The following is a 16,656-nucleotide window of genomic DNA, read 5'->3' as shown; positions in this document are numbered from 1 at the left end:
GTCGGCGCTCGTGCGGCCGCCGGAGGCGGTGCCCGCTAGCGGGCACCGCCTCCGGCGGCCGCACGAGCGCCGACTACCGTACGGGCATGGTGAGTTACGCGGAGCTGAGCCCGGACGAGCGCGCCCTGTGGGACGCCTTCCCCGAGGGCCGGCGGGTGGAGCTGCGCGCGGGCGGCGAGCGGGGCGCGGTGCGGGCCCGGGTGATCGCCGCGCTGCTGCTGGGGCACGCCGGTCCGGAAGGCCGCGACGGCGCCGGCGCGGTGCCGGCGGTACGCCTGGCCGGCGCCCGAGTGACCGGCCGGCTGGAACTGGCCGGCGCCGAACTCGCCTGCGCCCTCCACCTGGAGGACTGCGTCATCGCCGACGGTGTGAACCTCACCGGCGCGCTCACCCGCTCGATCTGCGTGCGCGAGAGCGAGCTGTCCGGCCTGCACGCCCAGATGGCGCGGATCGGCGGCCGGCTGGACCTGCGGGGCTGCACGGTGCGGGGCCGGGTGGTGCTCCGCAACGCGCGCATCGACGGTGAGCTGGTGCTGGACGGGGCGGAGCTGTCGCACGCCGAGGGCAAACCGCTGGACGCCGGCGGCCTGGAGATGGGCGGCGGGGTCTGGGGACAGCACGGACTGGTGGTGGACGGCGGCGTCCGGCTGCGCGGCGCCCGGCTGCCGGGCGGGCTCTTCCTGGACGGCGCCCGGTTGCGCGCCGCGCGCGGCACCGCGGCCCTGCAACTGGAGAACGCCGCCCTGGCGGCCCTCCACCTGGGCGCGGGTTTCACCGCCGAGGGCGGCGTCTCACTGCGCGGCGCCCGGGTCGAGGGCGAGGTGTCCTTCGCCGGGGCGGCCCTGGGGGAGGGGTGCACCGGTGTGGACCTGACCCGGCTGCGGGCGACGGAGCTGGCGTTCACCCCGGCCTCCGCGCCCGCCGGGCCGGTCCGCCTCCAGGGCTGCCGGGTGGAGATCCTGCGCGACCACCCCGACGCCTGGCCGCCGGTGGTGGGGTTGCAGGGCTTTGTCTACGAGTGGCTCGACCCGCGCGACGACGCCCGGGACGGCACCGCCCGCCGGCTCGCCTGGCTGCGCCGGGAGCCGGAGTACAGCCCGCAGCCGTACGAGCAACTGGCGGGCTGGTACCGCCGGGTGGGCCATGACGACCTGGCCCGGCGGGTGCTGCTCGCCCGGCAGCGGCGCCGGCGCGCCACGCTGGGCCCACTGGAGCGGGCGTGGAGCCGGCTGCTGGACGTCACCGTCGGCTTCGGCTACCGCCCGCAGCGGGCGCTGCTCTGGGTGCTGCTGCTGACCGCGCTCGGCACGGCCGTCTTCTCCGCCGGCACGCCGAAGCCGGTCAAGCCGGGGGAGGGGGCGCCGTTCAGCCCGCTGGTGTACGCGCTCGACCTGCTCGTCCCGCTGGGCAACCTCGGCCAGCGCTCGGCCTGGTACTGGCCGGACGGCCTCCAGCGGGGCACCGCCTATCTGCTGATCGCCGCCGGCTGGCTGCTCACCACCGCCCTGGTCGCCGGCGTGACCCGCGCGCTCAGCAAGAACTGAGCGGGCGGCGCACGATGGAGGGGAGGAGGAGCGGACGAGCTGCCGGGAGGCGTCGCGCCACGGCCACACTGCACATCGAGCACGCGGTGCGGGACTCCGCCGAGTGGCAGGACGTCTTCGACCGCTTCGGCGACACCCGCCGGGAGGGCGGGGTGCGCGGCTAGCGCGGGCTGCGTCCGGTGGACGACCAGCGGTACGTCGTCGTCGAGCTGGACTTCGGCGGGACCGCCGAGGCGGAGAGCTTCCGCCGGATGCTCGCCCGCTTCTGGCACGAGGGCGTCGACCTCCAAGTCGTCGGCACGCCCCGCACGACGATCCCGGACCAGGTCGACGCCGGGCCGTCGGGCGCCTGACCCGCGGCCCGCGGCCGGCCGGGCCGCCCCCGTCCGTCAGCCCTGCGGCACCCCGGCCGTGGTGCTGGCCAGGGCGGTGGACAGCTCGCGGGCGATGCCCTGGAGGACGGGGACGATGGTCTCCTTGGCGGTCTCGGTGACGCGGCCCGCCGGGCCGGAGATGGAGATGGCCGCGGCGGTGGGGGAGTCCGGGATGGAGACCGCGATGCAGCGCACCCCGATCTCCTGCTCGCTGTCGTCCATCGCGTACCCGGCCGCGCGCACCTGCTCCAGGGCGCCCAGGAAGCCGTCCGCGGTGGTGATCGTCTTGTCGGTGGCGGCGGGCATCCCGGTCCGGGACAGCAGCGCCCGCACCTCCTCCGGCGGGACGTGCGCCAGCAGCGCCTTGCCCACCCCGGTGGAGTGCGGCAGCACCCGCCGGCCGACCTCGGTGAACATCCGCATCGAGTGCTTGGACGGCACCTGGGCGACGTACACGATCTCGTCACCGTCGAGCAGCGCCATGTTCGCCGTCTCGCCGGTCTCCTCGACTAGCCTGGCCAGGTACGGGCGGGCCCAGGTGCCCAGCAGCCGGGAGGCGGACTCGCCGAGCCGGATCAGCCGGGGGCCGAGCGCGTACCGGCGGTTGGACTGCTGGCGTACGTACCCGCAGGCGACCAGCGTCCGCATCAGCCGGTGGATGGTGGGCAGCGGAAGTCCGCTGCTGGCGGAGAGCTCGCTCAGTCCGACCTCGCCGCCCGCGTCGGCCATCCGCTCCAGGAGGTCGAAGGCCCGCTCGAGGGACTGGACCCCGCCGGTGGCGGCGGGCTTGGCGGCGTCGGTGGTGCTGGCGCTGGACGTCGGCACGGCAGCGGTCCTTTCGAGGCGGATGGGCAAGTCAGCAGCCTACCGGGCCGTTCCTTCCGGCACCCTGCCCGCACTGGGGCGTCCTGGCCGGTCAGGGCGTGTTTGTCCGGGTGTCGGCAGTGCTCGCCCAGGTCTCGCGGACATCCCCGCTGTGGGGACCTACGTTCTGCGTGACGGAAACTGTCTTCCACTTCATGGAATCATCCAAGTCGGCTTCGCGCCACCCGGGACCGCCGGGGCGACCCTTGACGGCATACCGTCCGAGGTGAAGACTCCTTCAACAGTTCGTTGAAGTCCGCTGGTGCGGACGTGAGCAGGAGGTTGCGTGAACGGCCGTGCAGACGGGGGCAAGCAGGTGGAGGACCGGCAGCGGGCGGAGGCGCTGGAGGTCGGAGCGCCGCCACTGGAGGTGACCCTGGTACTGCGCTCGACCCGGGTCGTCACCCCCGAGGGCACCCGGCCCGCGTCCGTCGCCGTCGCCGGCGAGCGGATCGCCGCCGTGCTGCCCTACGACGCGAAGATCCCCGGCGGCGCCCGCCTGGAGGACGTCGGCGACCACGTCGTCCTGCCCGGCCTGGTCGACACCCACGTGCATGTCAACGACCCCGGCCGCACCGAGTGGGAGGGCTTCTGGACCGCCACCCGTGCCGCGGCCGCCGGCGGCATCACCACCATCGTCGACATGCCGCTCAACTCCCTGCCGCCCACCACCACCGTCGGCAACCTGCGCGTCAAGCAGGACACCGCCCGCCCCAAGGCGCACGTCGACGTCGGCTTCTGGGGCGGCGCGCTGCCCGACAACGTCGGCGACCTGCGCCCGCTGCACGACGCCGGCGTCTACGGCTTCAAGTGCTTCCTCTCGCCCTCCGGCGTCGACGAGTTCCCGCAGCTCGACCAGGACCAGCTGGCCGCCTCGCTCGCCGAGATCGCCGGCTTCGACGGCCTGATGATCGTGCACGCGGAGGACCCGCACCACCTCGACGCCGCCCCCCAGGTGAGCTCCCCGCACTACGCCGACTTCCTCGCCTCCCGGCCCCGGGACGCCGAGAACACCGCCATCGCGCACCTGGTCGACCAGGCCCGCCGGCTCGGCGCACGCGTCCACGTCCTGCACCTGTCCTCCAGCGACGCGCTGCCGCTGATCGCCGCCGCCCGCCGCGAGGGCGTACGGGTCACCGTGGAGACCTGCCCGCACTTCCTCACCCTCACCGCCGAGGAAGTCCCCGACGGGGCCACCGAGTTCAAGTGCTGCCCGCCCATCCGCGAGGCCGCCAACCAGGACGCCCTGTGGGACGGCCTCGCCGACGGCACCATCGACGCCATCGTCTCCGACCACTCGCCGTCCACCGCCGATCTGAAGACCCCCGACTTCTCCACCGCCTGGGGCGGCATCTCCTCCCTCCAGCTCGGCCTGCCCGCCATCTGGACCGAGGCACGCCGCCGCGGGCACAGCCTGGACGACGTCGCCCGCTGGATGTCCACCGCGCCCGCCGCCCTGGCGGGCCTGGACGCCAAGGGCGCCATCGAGGCCGGGCGCGACGCCGACTTCGCCGTCCTCGCGCCCGACGAGACCTTCACCGTCGACCCGGCCGCCCTGCACCACCGCAACCAGGTCACCGCCTACGCCGGCAAGACCCTTCACGGCGTCGTGAAGTCCACCTGGCTGCGCGGTGCACGCATCGCCGACCACGGCGCCCCGGCCGAGCCCACCGGCCGCCTGCTCGAAAGGAACAAGTGACCTCCGTGACCGCGCAGAACTCCGCACAGGACCCCGCCCGCAACACCACCCAGACCCAGGCCGTCCAGCCCGAGGCCCGGGCCGAGGCCCAGGCCGGCGCCGCCCCGGTCCGCTTCACCGGTGACGCCAAGCCCTACGGCGGCGGCGACCCCTACGCCGACTACCGCACCGCGGACTTCCCCTTCACCGGCCTGGTCGACCTCGCCGACCGCCGGCTCGGCGCGGGCGTGATCGCCGCCAACGACGAGTTCTTCGCCGAGCGCGAGAACCTGCTGAAGCCCGAGCCCGCCGAGTTCGACCCCGAGCACTTCGGCCACAAGGGCAAGGTCATGGACGGCTGGGAGACCCGCCGCCGCCGAGGCACCGGCGCGGACACCCCGCACCCGGTCGACCAGGACCACGACTGGGCCCTGGTCCGCCTCGGCGCCCCCGGCGTCGTCCGCGGCCTCGTGATCGACACCGCCCACTTCCGCGGCAACTACCCGCAGGCCGTCTCCGTCGAGGCCACCGCCGTCGCCGGCTCCCCCTCCCCCGAGGAGCTGCTCGCCGACGACGTCGAGTGGACCGTGATCGTCCCGCGCACCGCCGTCGGCGGCCACGCCGCCAACGGCTTCACCGTCGACACCGACCGCCGCTTCACCCACCTGCGGGTCAAGCAGCACCCCGACGGCGGCATCGCCCGCCTGCGGGTCTACGGCGAGGTCGTCCCCGACCCCGCGTGGCTCGGCGTGCTCGGCGCGTTCGACGTCGTCGCCCTGGAGAACGGCGGCCTGGTCGAGGACGCCTCCGACCGGTTCTACTCGCCGGCCACCAACACCATCCAGCCGGGCCGCTCCCGCAAGATGGACGACGGCTGGGAGACCCGCCGCCGCCGCGACAAGGGCAACGACTGGATCCGCTACCGCCTGGTCGAGCAGTCCGCCATCCGCGCCGTCGAGATCGACACCGCGTACCTCAAGGGCAACAGCGCCGGCTGGGCCGCCCTCTCCCTACGCGACGGCGCCGAGGGCGACGACTGGACCGAGGTGCTGCCCCGCACCCGGCTCCAGCCCGACACCAACCACCGCTTCGTCCTGCCCGAGGCGGCCGTCGGCACCCACGTGCGGATCGACATCTACCCGGACGGCGGCATCTCCCGCCTGCGGCTCTTCGGCTCCCTGACGGACGAGGGCGCCAAGCGCCTGGCCGCCCGCCACGACGAGCTGAGCTGACCCGAGGCGCGCCGACACGCGCCCGGACCCGGGCGGGAACGACACCCGCCCGTACGCCGAGGGCGCACCGGAAGGACAGCACCGGTGCGCCCTCGGGCCTTCCCCGCCGGCCCCGGCCGAGCGGTCCCCGCCGACGGGCTACGCCGCGTGGCCGCCGTCCACCGAGAACTCCGCGCCCGTCACGAACGCGGCCTCCTCGCCCGCCAGGTACGCCACCAGCGACGCCACCTCCTCCGGCGAGCCGAACCGGCCCACCGCGGTCAGCCCGACCTGCCTCTCGGCCATCGGCCCGTCCGCCGGGTTCATGTCGGTGTCCACCGGCCCCGGATGCACCACGTTGGCCGTGATGCCCCGGCCGCCCAGCTCCCGGGCCAGCGCCCGGGTCAGCCCGATCAGCGCCGACTTGCTCATCGCGTACAGCGTCCCGCCCGGCCCCGGCACCCGCTGGGTCATGCAACTGGCGACGGTGATGATCCGCCCGCCGCGCCCCATCAGCCCGGCCGCCGCCCGCGACGCCGCGTACACCCCGCGCACGTTGACCGCCAGCACCCGGTCCACGTCCGGGAACGAGATCGACTCGATCGGGCCGAGCACCCCGATGCCCGCGTTGTTGACGAGCACGTCCAGCCGCCCGCCCAGCGCCTCGGCGGCCCGCTCCACCGCGCCCGCCGCCTCGGCCGCGTCCCCGGAGTCCGCCCGCAGCGCGACCCCGCGCCGCCCGGTCGCCTCGATCCCGGCCACCACCTCCTTCGCCGCCCGCTCGCCGTGCAGATAGGTGACGGCCACGTCCGCCCCCTCCCGCGCCAGCCTCAGCGCCGCGGCCGCCCCGATGCCCCGGCTGCCGCCCGTCACCAGCGCCGTCCTGCCCCGCGTGTCCATGTCTCCCCGATCTTTTCGCAACCCGTCTCGCCCCTTCCGGCCGAGGACTCCATCCCACCGGCGCGAGGCCGCCGGCGCTGGCGGGGATCGGACGCCGACGTACCGGCCCGCGGCACGCGTACGGCGACGAGCCGCGGCCGCCGGCATACGGCACGCGTACGGCGATGAGTTGCGGCGCTGCGGCCGGTCTGAGCTCGTGGACCGAGACGACCGACGTCCACGACCCGGCGAAAGGCGACCGACATGGCCACCCTCACCCTGAACGCGTTCCTCACCCTCGACGGCGTGATGCAGGCCCCCGGCGGGCCCGAGGAGGACCCGAGCGACGGGTTCACCAGCGGCGGCTGGCAGGCCCCCTACGTCGACGAGGACCTGATCCGCTTCGTCACCGGGTACCTGGAGCGGGCCGACGGCATCCTGCTCGGCCGCCGGACCTACGAGATCTTCGCCGGCTTCTGGCCGAAGGTCACCGACGAGGGCGACCGGATCGCCTCCGTCCTGAACTCCCGCCCCAAGTACGTCGTCTCCTCCACCCTCACCTCCGGCGACGCCGACTGGAAGGAGACCACCCTCCTCGGCGGCGACGCGGTGGCGGCCGTCACCCGGCTGAAGGAGCAGGCCGCGGGGGAGATCCAGGTGCACGGCAGCACCAGGCTGGCCGGGACCCTCATCGCCCACGGCCTGCTGGACGAGCTGAACCTGCTGGTCCACCCCGTCTACCTGGGCCAGGGCCGCCGGCTCTTCCAGGACCGGGTCGGCGCCCCCGCCGCGTACACCCTCACCGAGCACAGCACCACCGCGACCGGCGTCAGCGTGGGCACCTACCGGCTCAGCGGCCCGGCCCGCTTCGGCACCGTGGGGGAGTGAGCCCGCGGCTACGCGCGGTCCGCGGCCGCCGTCTCGGCAGCGGGGGCCGGGGCGGCGGCCGGCGGGGCGGTGCGCGCCGCGAGCGTCAGGTCCGCGACCAGCTCGGTCATGTCCGCCCCGTACGCCGCCGGGTTCACCACCTTCAGCAGCAGGCAGAACGACCCGTCCGCGCCGCGCCGCCACAGCTCCTCGTGGTGCGCGGCCAGGTAGCGGGCGGCGGCCTGGTTGCTGATCGCGGTCTGGCCGCACAGCAGGAACACCGGGCGGGCGTGCGCGTCCGACGCCAGCCTGGCCAGCAGCACGTACTCCACCTCGCCCTTGACCATCCGGTAGGTCTGCCCGGCCACCGCGATCGCCCCCCGCTCGGCGACCGGCTCCGACACGGTGGAGAACGACACCCCGGGCAGCAGCGAGGCCAGATGCGCGGCGGTCCGCTGGTTCGAGCCCGGGCCGCCGACGCAGAACTCCGCCCGGGCGCCGAACCCCTGCCGGGTCTCGTCGTGCGCGGTGATCTGCACCTCCGCCCCGCAGTCCTTGACCAGCGCGGACAGCTCCAGCAGGGCGTACGCGTCCCGCCGGTGCACCGAGCGCTGGTCGCCGCCCATGTCCCGGTTGACCACGAACAGGCACTCCGAGCCGGCCGGCAGACCGAGGAAGCGCTGCTTGCGCCGCAGCCTCCGCCGCCATAGGAACGTCCGCGCGAACCAGCCCAGTCCGGCGCTGATGGCGGCGGCCACCACCCCGAGCACGATCTCCAGCACCCCGTCCGCCATGCCGGGGACTCTAACGGCCGCCGGAGGCGGGGGCTAGGCCCGGTCCGTCCGGCCCGAGACGACCACCATGACCAGGCCCAGCACCGCGAGCACGATGTGTGCGAACAGCTCCCACCCGTGGAGGAAGCCCACGCGCCCGATCAGCCGGTCGCTGAACCCCATGATCCGGAAAGCGGGCCAGAACTCCCGCACCACCCCGCAACCGCCCGTGAGCAGCAGCAGACCTCCGAGCACTTCCAGCAGCTTCCTCATGGCCCCGATACTGCGCCCGGCCGGGCCGCCGCCGCGTCCGGCGTCGGAAGCCGCCGGCCGCTCCGAAAGTATCGGCCTCCCCGACTTCGGTAGCCGACCGCCCGCAGACGCGCCCCCTCCGCCACCGGTCCGCCTAGCGTGGGAGCCATGACGCGAGCGGAGTACCGCTGGCTGCTCCCCTCCGACCTGGTGCCCGACCCGGCGGAGACGGCGGCGGACCGGCCCCATGACCCGGCCTCCCGCCCGGCGGCCTCCGACCCGGCGGCTCCGGCGCCGGGTCCGGCCGTCGGCGGCCGGCGGCCTCCCCGCGCCCGCCGGACCGTGCGGGACTGGGTGGTCGACATCCTCGCCTTCGCGTTCGCCGCCCTGCTCGGGGTGCTCGCCGCGCAGACCTCCCGGGAGGCGGGCAACGGCTCGGCGGTCGTCGTCGCGGACCAGCTCGTCGCGGCCGCCGCGTGCTGCGCGCTGTGGGCGCGCCGCCGGTGGCCGGTGCCGCTGGCCGCCGCCCTCAGCGTGCTGAGCGTGTTCGCCCCGGCCACCGGCGGAGCCCTGCTGGTCGCCCTGTTCACCGCCGCCGTACGGGTGCCGTTCCGGCGGCTCGTCCCGCTCGGCCTGCTGGCCATGGCCTGCTCGGCGCTCTCCCCGCTGGTCCGCCCCGACCCCTCGCTGAGCGTCCTCGCCGGCATCCTGGCCGGCACCGTGCTCGTCCTGCTGGTCACCGGCTGGGGCATGCTCGTGCGCGCCCGCCGCCAACTGGTCGTCGCACTGCGGGACCGCGCCGCCCGCGCCGAGGCCGAGGCGGAGCTGCGCGCCGAGCAGGCCCAGCGCGCCGCCCGGGAGGCCATCGCCCGCGAGATGCACGATGTGCTCGCCCACCGGCTGACCCTGCTCAGCGTGCACGCCGGGGCACTGGAGTTCCGCCCCGACGCGCCCCCCGCCGACGTGGCCCGGGCCGCCGGCGTCATCCGGGACAGTGCCCACGAGGCCCTACAGGACCTGCGCGAGATCATCGGCGTGCTGCGCGCCCCCGGCGACGCCGACTCCGCCGACCGGCCGCAGCCCACCCTGGCCACCCTGCCCGACCTGGTCGCCGAGTCCCGGGCGGCCGGCATGCGGGTCACCCTGGACGACGGCGTCGCCGACCCGACCCGCGCGCCCGCCGCCACCGGCCGCACCGTCTACCGCATCGCCCAGGAGGGACTGACCAACGCCCGCAAGCACGCCCCCGGCGCCGAGGTCGCCGTCACCGTGCGCGGCGGCCCCGGCGACGGCCTCACCGTCGAGGTGACCAACCCCGCAGCCGCCGACCCGGCCGCCCGGGTGCCCGGCGCCGGCCAGGGCCTGATCGGCCTCGCCGAGCGCGCCGCCCTGGCCGGCGGCAGCCTCAGCCACGGGCCGCTGTCCGGCGGCGGGTTCACGGTGCGCGCCTGGCTACCGTGGCCCGCATGACCGTCAGACTCCTCGTCGTCGACGACGACCCACTGGTCCGCGCCGGACTCGCCCTGATGCTCGGCGGCGCCGACGACATCGAGATCGTCGGCGAGGCCGCCGACGGCGCCCAGGTGCCCGAGCTGGTGGACCGGCACGCCCCCGACGTGGTGCTGATGGACATCCGGATGCCCGGCGTCGACGGCCTGACCGCCACCGAGCGGCTGCGCGCCCGCCCCGCCGCCCCCGAGGTCGTCGTCCTCACCACCTTCCACGCCGACGAGCAGGTGGTGCGCGCGCTGCGGGCCGGGGCCGCCGGGTTCGTCCTCAAGGACACTCCGCCCGCGCAGATCGTGGACGCGGTGCGCCGGGTGGCCGCCGGGGACCCGGTGCTCTCCCCGGCCGTCACCCGCCGGCTGATGGACCGGGTCGCCGACGCCGCGCCCGGCCCCGGGCAGCGCCGCGCCGCCGCGGCCGCCCGGCTCTCCGCCCTCGCCGAACGCGAACGGGACGTGGCCCTCGCCGTCGGCCGGGGCCGCTCCAACGCCGAGATCGCCGCCGCCCTCTACATGAGCCTGCCCACCGTCAAGACCCACGTCTCCCGGGTGCTGACCAAGCTCGGCCTGAACAACCGCGTCCAGATCGCCCTGCTGGTCCACGACGCCGGCCTGCTCGACGGCGACCCGCCCGGCTGACCGGGCCTGTCGGCGGGCGGGAGGGGCCGGCGGGCTGCGTCGGCGGCCGGGGCCGGTGGGCGGCCCCCGCCGCCCCGGGTTCAGCCGGGCGCGCTGGCGATCTCCGCCATCCGCACCGGCCGCCGCTCGCGCCGGGACAGCTCGCACGCCTCGGCGATCCGCAGCGCGGCCAGCGCCTCCCAGCCGTCGCACGGGTTGTCCCGCCCGCCGCGGGCCAGGTGCACGAAGGCGTCCAGCTCCGCCGCGTACGCCGGGGCGAACCGCTCCAGGAAGCCGGGCCAGGGCCGGTCGGCGGGCGGCGGACCGAACGGCTCGGTGGAGGTGACCGGGGTGCGCTCGTCCAGGCCGACCGCGATCTGGTCGCGCTCCCCGGCCAGCTCCATCCGCACGTCGTAACCGGCCCCGTTGCATCGGGTGGCGGTCGCGGTGGCCAGCGTCCCGTCGTCCAGGGTGAGCAGCGCGGCCGCGGTGTCCACGTCACCGGCCGCGCGGAACATCGGATCCCCGGCGTCCGACCCCGTCGCGTACACCTCGATCACCTCCCGCCCGGTGACCCAGCGCAGCGCGTCGAAGTCGTGCACCAGGCAGTCCCGGTACAGCCCGCCCGACAGCGGCAGATACGCGGCCGGCGGCGGCGCCGGGTCGGAGGTGAGCGCCCGCACGGTGTGCAGCCGGCCGAGCCGCCCGTCTCGTACCGCCTCCCGGGCGGCCCGGTAGCCGGCGTCGAAGCGGCGCATGAAGCCGAGCTGGAGCACCGAGCCGGCCTTCGCCACCGCGCGCAGGGCGGCCAGCGTGCCGGGCAGGTCCACCGCGATCGGCTTCTCGCAGAACGCCGGCAGCCCGGCCCGCGCCGCCCGGGCGATCAGCTCGGCGTGCGCGGCGGTGGCCGAGGTGATCACCACCGCGTCCACGCCCCAGGCGAACACCTCGTCCGCGCCGCCGGCCAGCGCCGCGCCGGTCGCCTCGGCGACCCGGGCCGCCCGCCCCCGGTCGGCGTCCGCCACCACCAGACTGCCGACCTCCGGGTGGCGGGCGAGCAGCCCCGCGTGGAAGGCGCCGATCCGCCCCGTGCCGATGACTCCGATGCGCATGGCCACGACGGTGGAGCGGCCTTCGCCCCCTGTCAAGCGATCACCGCGCCCCGCGCGGACGTGTCCCGGGCCGGCCGCCCGCGCCGCCCGCACGCGCGTTCTTGACCGCCCGCCCGCGCCCCCGTACAAACGCCCGAAGGCGGCGGAGACGGACCGGGACGGGCGGTGGTGGCACCCGATGACAGGGCGCCGGAGCACGATGACCCATACTTGGCCGGTCGGGACGGCGCGGTGCGCCCCCCGGCGGCGAGCGGTACGGCGAGAAGGGCACGGCGGCGTGGCAAGGGCAGGAAGAACAGGACACGGGCCGACGCGGGGCACCCCGCTGCGCGCCCTGGGCGCGGTGCTCGCGGTGGTGCTGGCGGTGGTCCTCACCGGATGCAGCTCCACCGGCGGCAAGCGCGCCGAGGACGCCCGCAAGGCGGCCGCCGAGGGCCGGGCCGCGGTGGACACCCCGCGCTGGACCTTCGCGATGGTCACCCACTCCGGCGACGGCGACACCTTCTGGGACATCGTCCAGAACGGCGCGAAGCAGGCCGCCGTCAAGGACAACGTCGAGTTCCTCTACGCCAAGAGCGACGAGGGCCAGCAGCAGGCCCAGTTGATCGACTCCTACGTCGACAAGAAGGTCGACGGGCTGATCGTCACCCTGGCCAAGCCGGAGGCGATGAAGGCCGCCGTGCAGCGGGCCGTCAAGGCCGGCATCCCGGTGATCACCGTCAACTCCGGCGCCGACCAGTCCAAGGCGTACGGGGCGCTCACCCACATCGGCCAGGACGAGGGCGTCGCCGGCGAGGCCGTCGGGACCGAGCTGGGCGAGCGCGGCCGCAAGAAGGCGCTGTGCATCCTGCACGAGCAGGGCAACGTCGGCCACGAGCAGCGCTGCGACGGCGTCCGCAAGACCTTCCCCGGCCAGGTGGAGAACCTCTACGTGGACGGCACCACCATGCCGGACGTGCAGGCGTCCATCGAGGCCAAGCTCCAGACCGACCGCTCCGTCGACGCCGTCGTCACCCTCGGCGCGCCGTTCGCCGACGCCGCCGTCCAGGCCAAGCGCACCGCCGGCTCGAAGGCGGAGATCGACACCTTCGACCTCAACGCCAAGGTGGCGGCCGGGCTGAAGAGCGGCGACCTGGGCTTCGCCGTCGACCAGCAGCCCTACCTCCAGGGCTACCAGGCCGTCGACCTGCTCTGGCTCTACCGCTACAACGCCGACGTGCTCGGCGGCGGCCGCCCGGTCTTCACCGGCCCGCAGGTCGTCACCAAGGACGACGCCGGCAAGCTGGAGGAGTACACCCGGCGGGGCACCCGATGACCGCCGCGACGAAGGAGGCCCCGGCGGTCTCCGCCCCCACCCGCCCGCCGCTGGTCCGCCGGCTGCTCGGCCGCCCCGAGCTGGGCTCGGTGGTCGGCGCGCTCGCCGTCTTCCTGTTCTTCGCGGTCGCCGCCGACGGCTTCCTGCGCCCGGCCAGCCTCGGCACCGTCCTGTACGCCGCCTCCACCATCGGCATCATGGCGGTGCCGGTGGCGCTGCTGATGATCGGCGGCGAGTTCGACCTGTCCGCCGGCGTGCTCGTCACCACCTCGGCGCTGGCCTCCTCGATGGTCAGTTACCAGTTCACCGCGAACGTCTGGGTCGGCGCGGCGGTGTCCCTGCTGGTCACCCTGGCCATCGGCGTCTTCAACGGCGTGATGCTCACCCGGACGAGACTGCCCAGCTTCATCATCACGCTGGGCACCTTCCTGATGCTGACCGGGCTCAACCTCGGCGTCACCAAACTCGTCGGCGGCACCGTCTCCACCAAGACCATCGCCGACATGGAGGGCTTCTCCTCCGCCCACGCCCTCTTCGCCTCCACGTTCACCGTCGGCGGCGTCGGCATCAAGGTCACCGTGCTCTGGTGGTTCGCCCTGGTCGCGCTCGCCACCTGGATCCTGCTGCGCACCCGCTTCGGCAACCGGGTCTTCGCGGTCGGCGGCAACGCCGACGCGGCCCGCGCGGTAGGCGTCCCGGTGCGCGCCACCAAGACCGCCCTCTACGCGGGAGTGGCCTTCTGCGCCTGGATCTCCGGGCAGCACCTGCTGTTCTCGTTCGACGTCGTCCAGTCCGGCGAGGGCGTCGGCAACGAACTGATCTACATCATCGCCGCGGTCATCGGCGGCTGCCTGATCACCGGGGGCTACGGCTCCGCGGTCGGCGCGGCGGTCGGCGCGCTGATCTTCGGCATGACCAGCAAGGGCATCGTGTACGCGGAGTGGAACCCGGACTGGTTCAAGTTCTTCCTCGGCGCGATGCTGCTCCTGGCGACCCTGCTGAACGCCTGGGTCCGCAAGCGCGCGGAGGCCGCCCGATGAGCCCCGAGCCCACCCCCCTGATCGAGCTGGCCGGCGTCGGCAAGCACTACGGCCCGGTCCGCGCCCTGGACGGCGTCGACCTCGACGTGCGCGCCGGGCAGATCACCTGCGTGCTGGGCGACAACGGCGCGGGCAAGTCCACCCTCATCAAGATCATCGCCGGGCTGCACGGCCACGACGCTGGCACCCTGCGCATCGACGGCGAGGAGCGGCGCCTCGGCTCCCCGCGCGAGGCCCTGGACCTGGGCATCGCCACCGTCTACCAGGACCTCGCCGTCGTCCCGCTGATGCCGGTGTGGCGCAACTTCTTCCTCGGCTCCGAGCCCACCACCGGCCGCGGGCCCTTCCGCCGGCTGGACACCGCCGCCATGCGCGAGACCACCCGGTCCGCGCTGCTGCGCATGGGCATCGACCTGCGCGACGTCGACCAGCCCATCGGCACCCTCTCCGGCGGCGAGCGCCAGTGCGTGGCCATCGCCCGAGCCGTCCACTTCGGGGCCAAGGTCCTCGTCCTCGACGAGCCGACCGCGGCGCTCGGCGTCAAGCAGTCCGGCGTCGTCCTGAAGTACGTCGCCGCCGCCCGCGACGCCGGACTCGGCGTGGTCCTCATCACCCACAACCCCCACCACGCCTACCTCGTCGGCGACCGCTTCGTCCTCCTCAAACGGGGCGCGATGGCCGCGAGCCACACCCGCGACGCCGTCACCCTCGACGAGCTGACCACGCAGATGGCGGGCGGCAGCGAGCTGGACGACCTCCGCCACGAGCTGGCCCGCGACCCCGGGAAGTGAGCCGGGCCGCCGCGCGGCGGCCCGGCCGTCCGGATGGCGCGGCCGCGCGGCGGGCCCGCCGTCCCTCCCGCCGCACCTGGCAGAATCGGTCCCGGCGGGCGCCGTCTGCCGCCGGCGCGCCCCAGACGCCCGCCGGCCCGACCCGACACCACCGACGCGAGGACCCTTGAGCACGTACCGAGACCTCGCCCCCCGGGGCTCCGCCCGCTCCACCGTCCTGCGGACCGTCGCCGCCCGCGAGCGCCGCTCCCACCTGAGCGCCCCCCGCGTCCCCACCGTCGGCATCGACATCGGCGGTACGAAGGTGATGGCCGGCGTCGTGGACGCCGACGGCCGCATCCTGGAGCGGATCAAGACCGAGACGCCCGACAAGTCCAAGAGCGCCAAGGTCGTCGAGGACACCATCACCGACCTGGTCCTGGACCTCTCCGACCGGCACGACGTGCACGCGGTCGGCATCGGCGCGGCCGGCTGGGTGGACGCCGACCGCAGCCGGGTCCTCTTCGCCCCCCACCTGGCCTGGCGCAACGAACCCCTGCGCGACGCCCTACAGGCCCGGCTCGCCGTCCCCGTCATGGTCGACAACGACGCCAACACCGCCGCCTGGGCCGAATGGCGCTTCGGCGCCGGCCGCGGCGAGGACCACCTCGTCATGATCACGCTGGGCACCGGCATCGGCGGCGCCATCCTCCAGGACGGCGAGGTCAAGCGCGGCAAGTACGGGGTCGCCGGGGAGTTCGGCCACATGCAGGTCGTCCCCGGCGGCCACCGCTGCCCGTGCGGCAACCGCGGCTGCTGGGAGCAGTACAGCTCCGGCAACGCCCTGGTCCGCGAGGCCCGCGAACTGGCCGCCGCCGACTCGCCGGTCGCCTACAACATCATCGAACGCGTCAAGGGCAGCGTCCCCGACATCACCGGCCCGCTCATCACCGAGCTGGCCCGCGAAGGCGACGCCATGTGCGTCGAACTGCTCCAGGACATCGGCCAGTGGCTCGGCGTCGGCATCGCCAACCTCGCCGCCGCGCTCGACCCCTCCTGCTTCGTCATCGGCGGCGGCGTCTCCGCGGCCGACGACCTCCTGATCGCCCCCGCCCGGGACGCCTTCCGCCGCCACCTCACCGGCCGCGGCTACCGCCCCGAGGCCCGCATCGCCAAGGCCCAGCTCGGCCCGGAGGCCGGCATGGTCGGCGCCGCCGACCTCGCCCGTCTCGTCGCCCGCCGCTTCCGCCGCGCCAACCGCCGCCGCGTCGAGCGGCACGAACGCTACGAGCGGTACGCCCAGGCCATCCGCACCGGCACCCTGCCCCGCACCGGCGCGACCGCCGACGCCACGGGGGGCGAACCCCCCGTCCGGACCCGGGAACCATAGCCATGTCCGTCCTGCACCAGCCCGCCACCGCCGACGAGCGCCGCCGCATGATCCGCCGCCGGGTCGTCACCGCGCTCGTCATCGTCCTGCTCATCGGCGTCCCGGCCGGCTACCTCGTGATCTCCGCCCAGCAGAGCCGCGACTCCGGCCGCGACAAGGCCGCCGAGTCCTCCGTCGCCGGACTCCAGGACCAGTGGCCCTCCAAGATGAAGCGCCGTGTCTTCGAAGTGCCCATCCCCGGCGGCGCCACCGACGTCGCCTACTTCGAGACCAGCAACTGGAAGACCAGCCGGCTGTACGTCGAGTTCACCACCAGCGGCTCCGGCCTGGACGTCTTCCTGCACCGCAGCGGCACCAGCCGCGCCGCGCTCACCACCGGCGAGGTGACCGTCGGCCCCCGGGACGCCGCCACCGTCGGTTGGACCTTCCCCGACCGCCGCGACTGGGCCGCCACCACCCACCAC

At 75.1% G+C, this 16,656-nt stretch carries 18 protein-coding genes; 13 read left to right on the top strand and 5 right to left on the bottom strand.

Features of this window, described 5'->3' with window-relative positions; genetic code table 11:
* Nucleotides 1-86: 86 nt before the first annotated feature.
* The 3 genes from C6N75_RS14735 to C6N75_RS30680 are packed head-to-tail and all read left to right on the top strand — an operon-like array spanning nt 87 to nt 1,897.
* Nucleotides 87-1,544 (top strand): oxidoreductase, encoded by a 1,458-nt coding sequence (locus tag C6N75_RS14735; protein ID WP_105869350.1) that lies wholly within the window; start codon nt 87-89, stop codon nt 1,542-1,544.
* A gap of 14 nt (nt 1,545-1,558) precedes the next feature.
* Entirely contained in the window at nt 1,559-1,708 is a 150-nt protein-coding gene (locus C6N75_RS30685) for a hypothetical protein (RefSeq protein ID WP_181160475.1), read from the top strand.
* A gap of 15 nt (nt 1,709-1,723) precedes the next feature.
* Nucleotides 1,724-1,897, top strand: coding sequence for a hypothetical protein (locus C6N75_RS30680; protein WP_181160474.1), 174 nt, complete (start codon nt 1,724-1,726; stop codon nt 1,895-1,897).
* Nucleotides 1,898-1,933: 36 nt separating this feature from the next.
* On the opposite strand, the gene C6N75_RS14730 is transcribed toward C6N75_RS30680, so the two are convergent.
* Nucleotides 1,934-2,743 (bottom strand): IclR family transcriptional regulator, encoded by an 810-nt coding sequence (locus C6N75_RS14730; RefSeq protein WP_105869349.1) that lies wholly within the window; start codon nt 2,741-2,743, stop codon nt 1,934-1,936.
* Nucleotides 2,744-3,146: 403 nt separating this feature from the next.
* On the opposite strand from C6N75_RS14730, the gene allB reads away from it, so the two are divergent.
* Together allB and alc are read left to right on the top strand one after the other, a co-directional pair.
* On the top strand, nt 3,147-4,481 hold the full coding sequence (allB, locus tag C6N75_RS14725; protein ID WP_105869355.1) for an allantoinase AllB: 1,335 nt from the start codon (nt 3,147-3,149) through the stop codon (nt 4,479-4,481).
* A gap of 5 nt (nt 4,482-4,486) precedes the next feature.
* Entirely contained in the window at nt 4,487-5,692 is a 1,206-nt protein-coding gene (alc, locus tag C6N75_RS14720; RefSeq protein WP_105869354.1) for an allantoicase, read from the top strand.
* A gap of 138 nt (nt 5,693-5,830) precedes the next feature.
* Here the strand turns inward: alc and C6N75_RS14715 are convergent, their stop codons facing one another.
* Nucleotides 5,831-6,571, bottom strand: coding sequence for an SDR family oxidoreductase (locus C6N75_RS14715; RefSeq protein ID WP_105869348.1), 741 nt, complete (start codon nt 6,569-6,571; stop codon nt 5,831-5,833).
* A gap of 243 nt (nt 6,572-6,814) precedes the next feature.
* Between C6N75_RS14715 and C6N75_RS14710 the strand changes: the two genes are divergently transcribed.
* Nucleotides 6,815-7,438: a dihydrofolate reductase family protein gene (locus C6N75_RS14710; protein ID WP_105869347.1), complete on the top strand. Its 624-nt coding sequence runs from the start codon at nt 6,815-6,817 to the stop codon at nt 7,436-7,438.
* An 8-nt stretch (nt 7,439-7,446) separates the two neighbouring features.
* On the opposite strand, the gene C6N75_RS14705 is transcribed toward C6N75_RS14710, so the two are convergent.
* Complete coding sequence (locus C6N75_RS14705; RefSeq protein ID WP_105869346.1) at nt 7,447-8,211, bottom strand: hypothetical protein; 765 nt, start codon at nt 8,209-8,211, stop codon at nt 7,447-7,449.
* Nucleotides 8,212-8,244: 33 nt separating this feature from the next.
* Complete coding sequence (locus C6N75_RS14700; protein ID WP_105869345.1) at nt 8,245-8,463, bottom strand: hypothetical protein; 219 nt, start codon at nt 8,461-8,463, stop codon at nt 8,245-8,247.
* 147 nt (nt 8,464-8,610) lie between these two features.
* Here C6N75_RS14700 and C6N75_RS14695 point away from each other — a divergent pair, with 147 nt between their 5' ends.
* Complete coding sequence (locus tag C6N75_RS14695) at nt 8,611-9,912, top strand: sensor histidine kinase (protein ID WP_105869344.1); 1,302 nt, start codon at nt 8,611-8,613, stop codon at nt 9,910-9,912.
* Nucleotides 9,909-10,586, top strand: coding sequence for a response regulator transcription factor (locus tag C6N75_RS14690; protein ID WP_105869353.1), 678 nt, complete (start codon nt 9,909-9,911; stop codon nt 10,584-10,586). The genes C6N75_RS14695 and C6N75_RS14690 overlap by 4 nt, the downstream gene beginning before the upstream one ends.
* Nucleotides 10,587-10,666: 80 nt before the next feature.
* On the opposite strand, the gene C6N75_RS14685 is transcribed toward C6N75_RS14690, so the two are convergent.
* On the bottom strand, nt 10,667-11,677 hold the full coding sequence (locus tag C6N75_RS14685) for a Gfo/Idh/MocA family protein (RefSeq protein ID WP_105869352.1): 1,011 nt from the start codon (nt 11,675-11,677) through the stop codon (nt 10,667-10,669).
* A 325-nt stretch (nt 11,678-12,002) separates the two neighbouring features.
* On the opposite strand from C6N75_RS14685, the gene C6N75_RS14680 reads away from it, so the two are divergent.
* The 5 genes from C6N75_RS14680 to C6N75_RS14660 form a co-directional block, all read left to right on the top strand.
* Complete coding sequence (locus tag C6N75_RS14680) at nt 12,003-12,992, top strand: sugar ABC transporter substrate-binding protein (RefSeq protein ID WP_456340827.1); 990 nt, start codon at nt 12,003-12,005, stop codon at nt 12,990-12,992.
* Entirely contained in the window at nt 12,989-14,032 is a 1,044-nt protein-coding gene (locus tag C6N75_RS14675; RefSeq protein WP_105869342.1) for an ABC transporter permease, read from the top strand. The genes C6N75_RS14680 and C6N75_RS14675 overlap by 4 nt, the downstream gene beginning before the upstream one ends.
* Nucleotides 14,029-14,823, top strand: coding sequence for an ATP-binding cassette domain-containing protein (locus tag C6N75_RS14670; RefSeq protein ID WP_105869341.1), 795 nt, complete (start codon nt 14,029-14,031; stop codon nt 14,821-14,823). Before C6N75_RS14675 ends, C6N75_RS14670 begins: the two co-directional genes overlap by 4 nt.
* A 166-nt stretch (nt 14,824-14,989) precedes the next feature.
* Nucleotides 14,990-16,192, top strand: coding sequence for an ROK family glucokinase (locus tag C6N75_RS14665; protein ID WP_258177418.1), 1,203 nt, complete (start codon nt 14,990-14,992; stop codon nt 16,190-16,192).
* Nucleotides 16,193-16,194: 2 nt separating this feature from the next.
* Nucleotides 16,195-16,656, top strand: a 462-nt coding sequence (locus C6N75_RS14660; protein ID WP_258177417.1) for a hypothetical protein, incomplete at its 3' end; no start/stop codon positions are given.

The sequence above is a fragment of the Streptomyces solincola genome (assembly GCF_002982015.1).
In the GTDB taxonomy this organism is placed as follows: domain Bacteria; phylum Actinomycetota; class Actinomycetes; order Streptomycetales; family Streptomycetaceae; genus Streptomyces; species Streptomyces solincola.
This window is presented reverse-complemented; position numbering and strand designations above follow the sequence as displayed.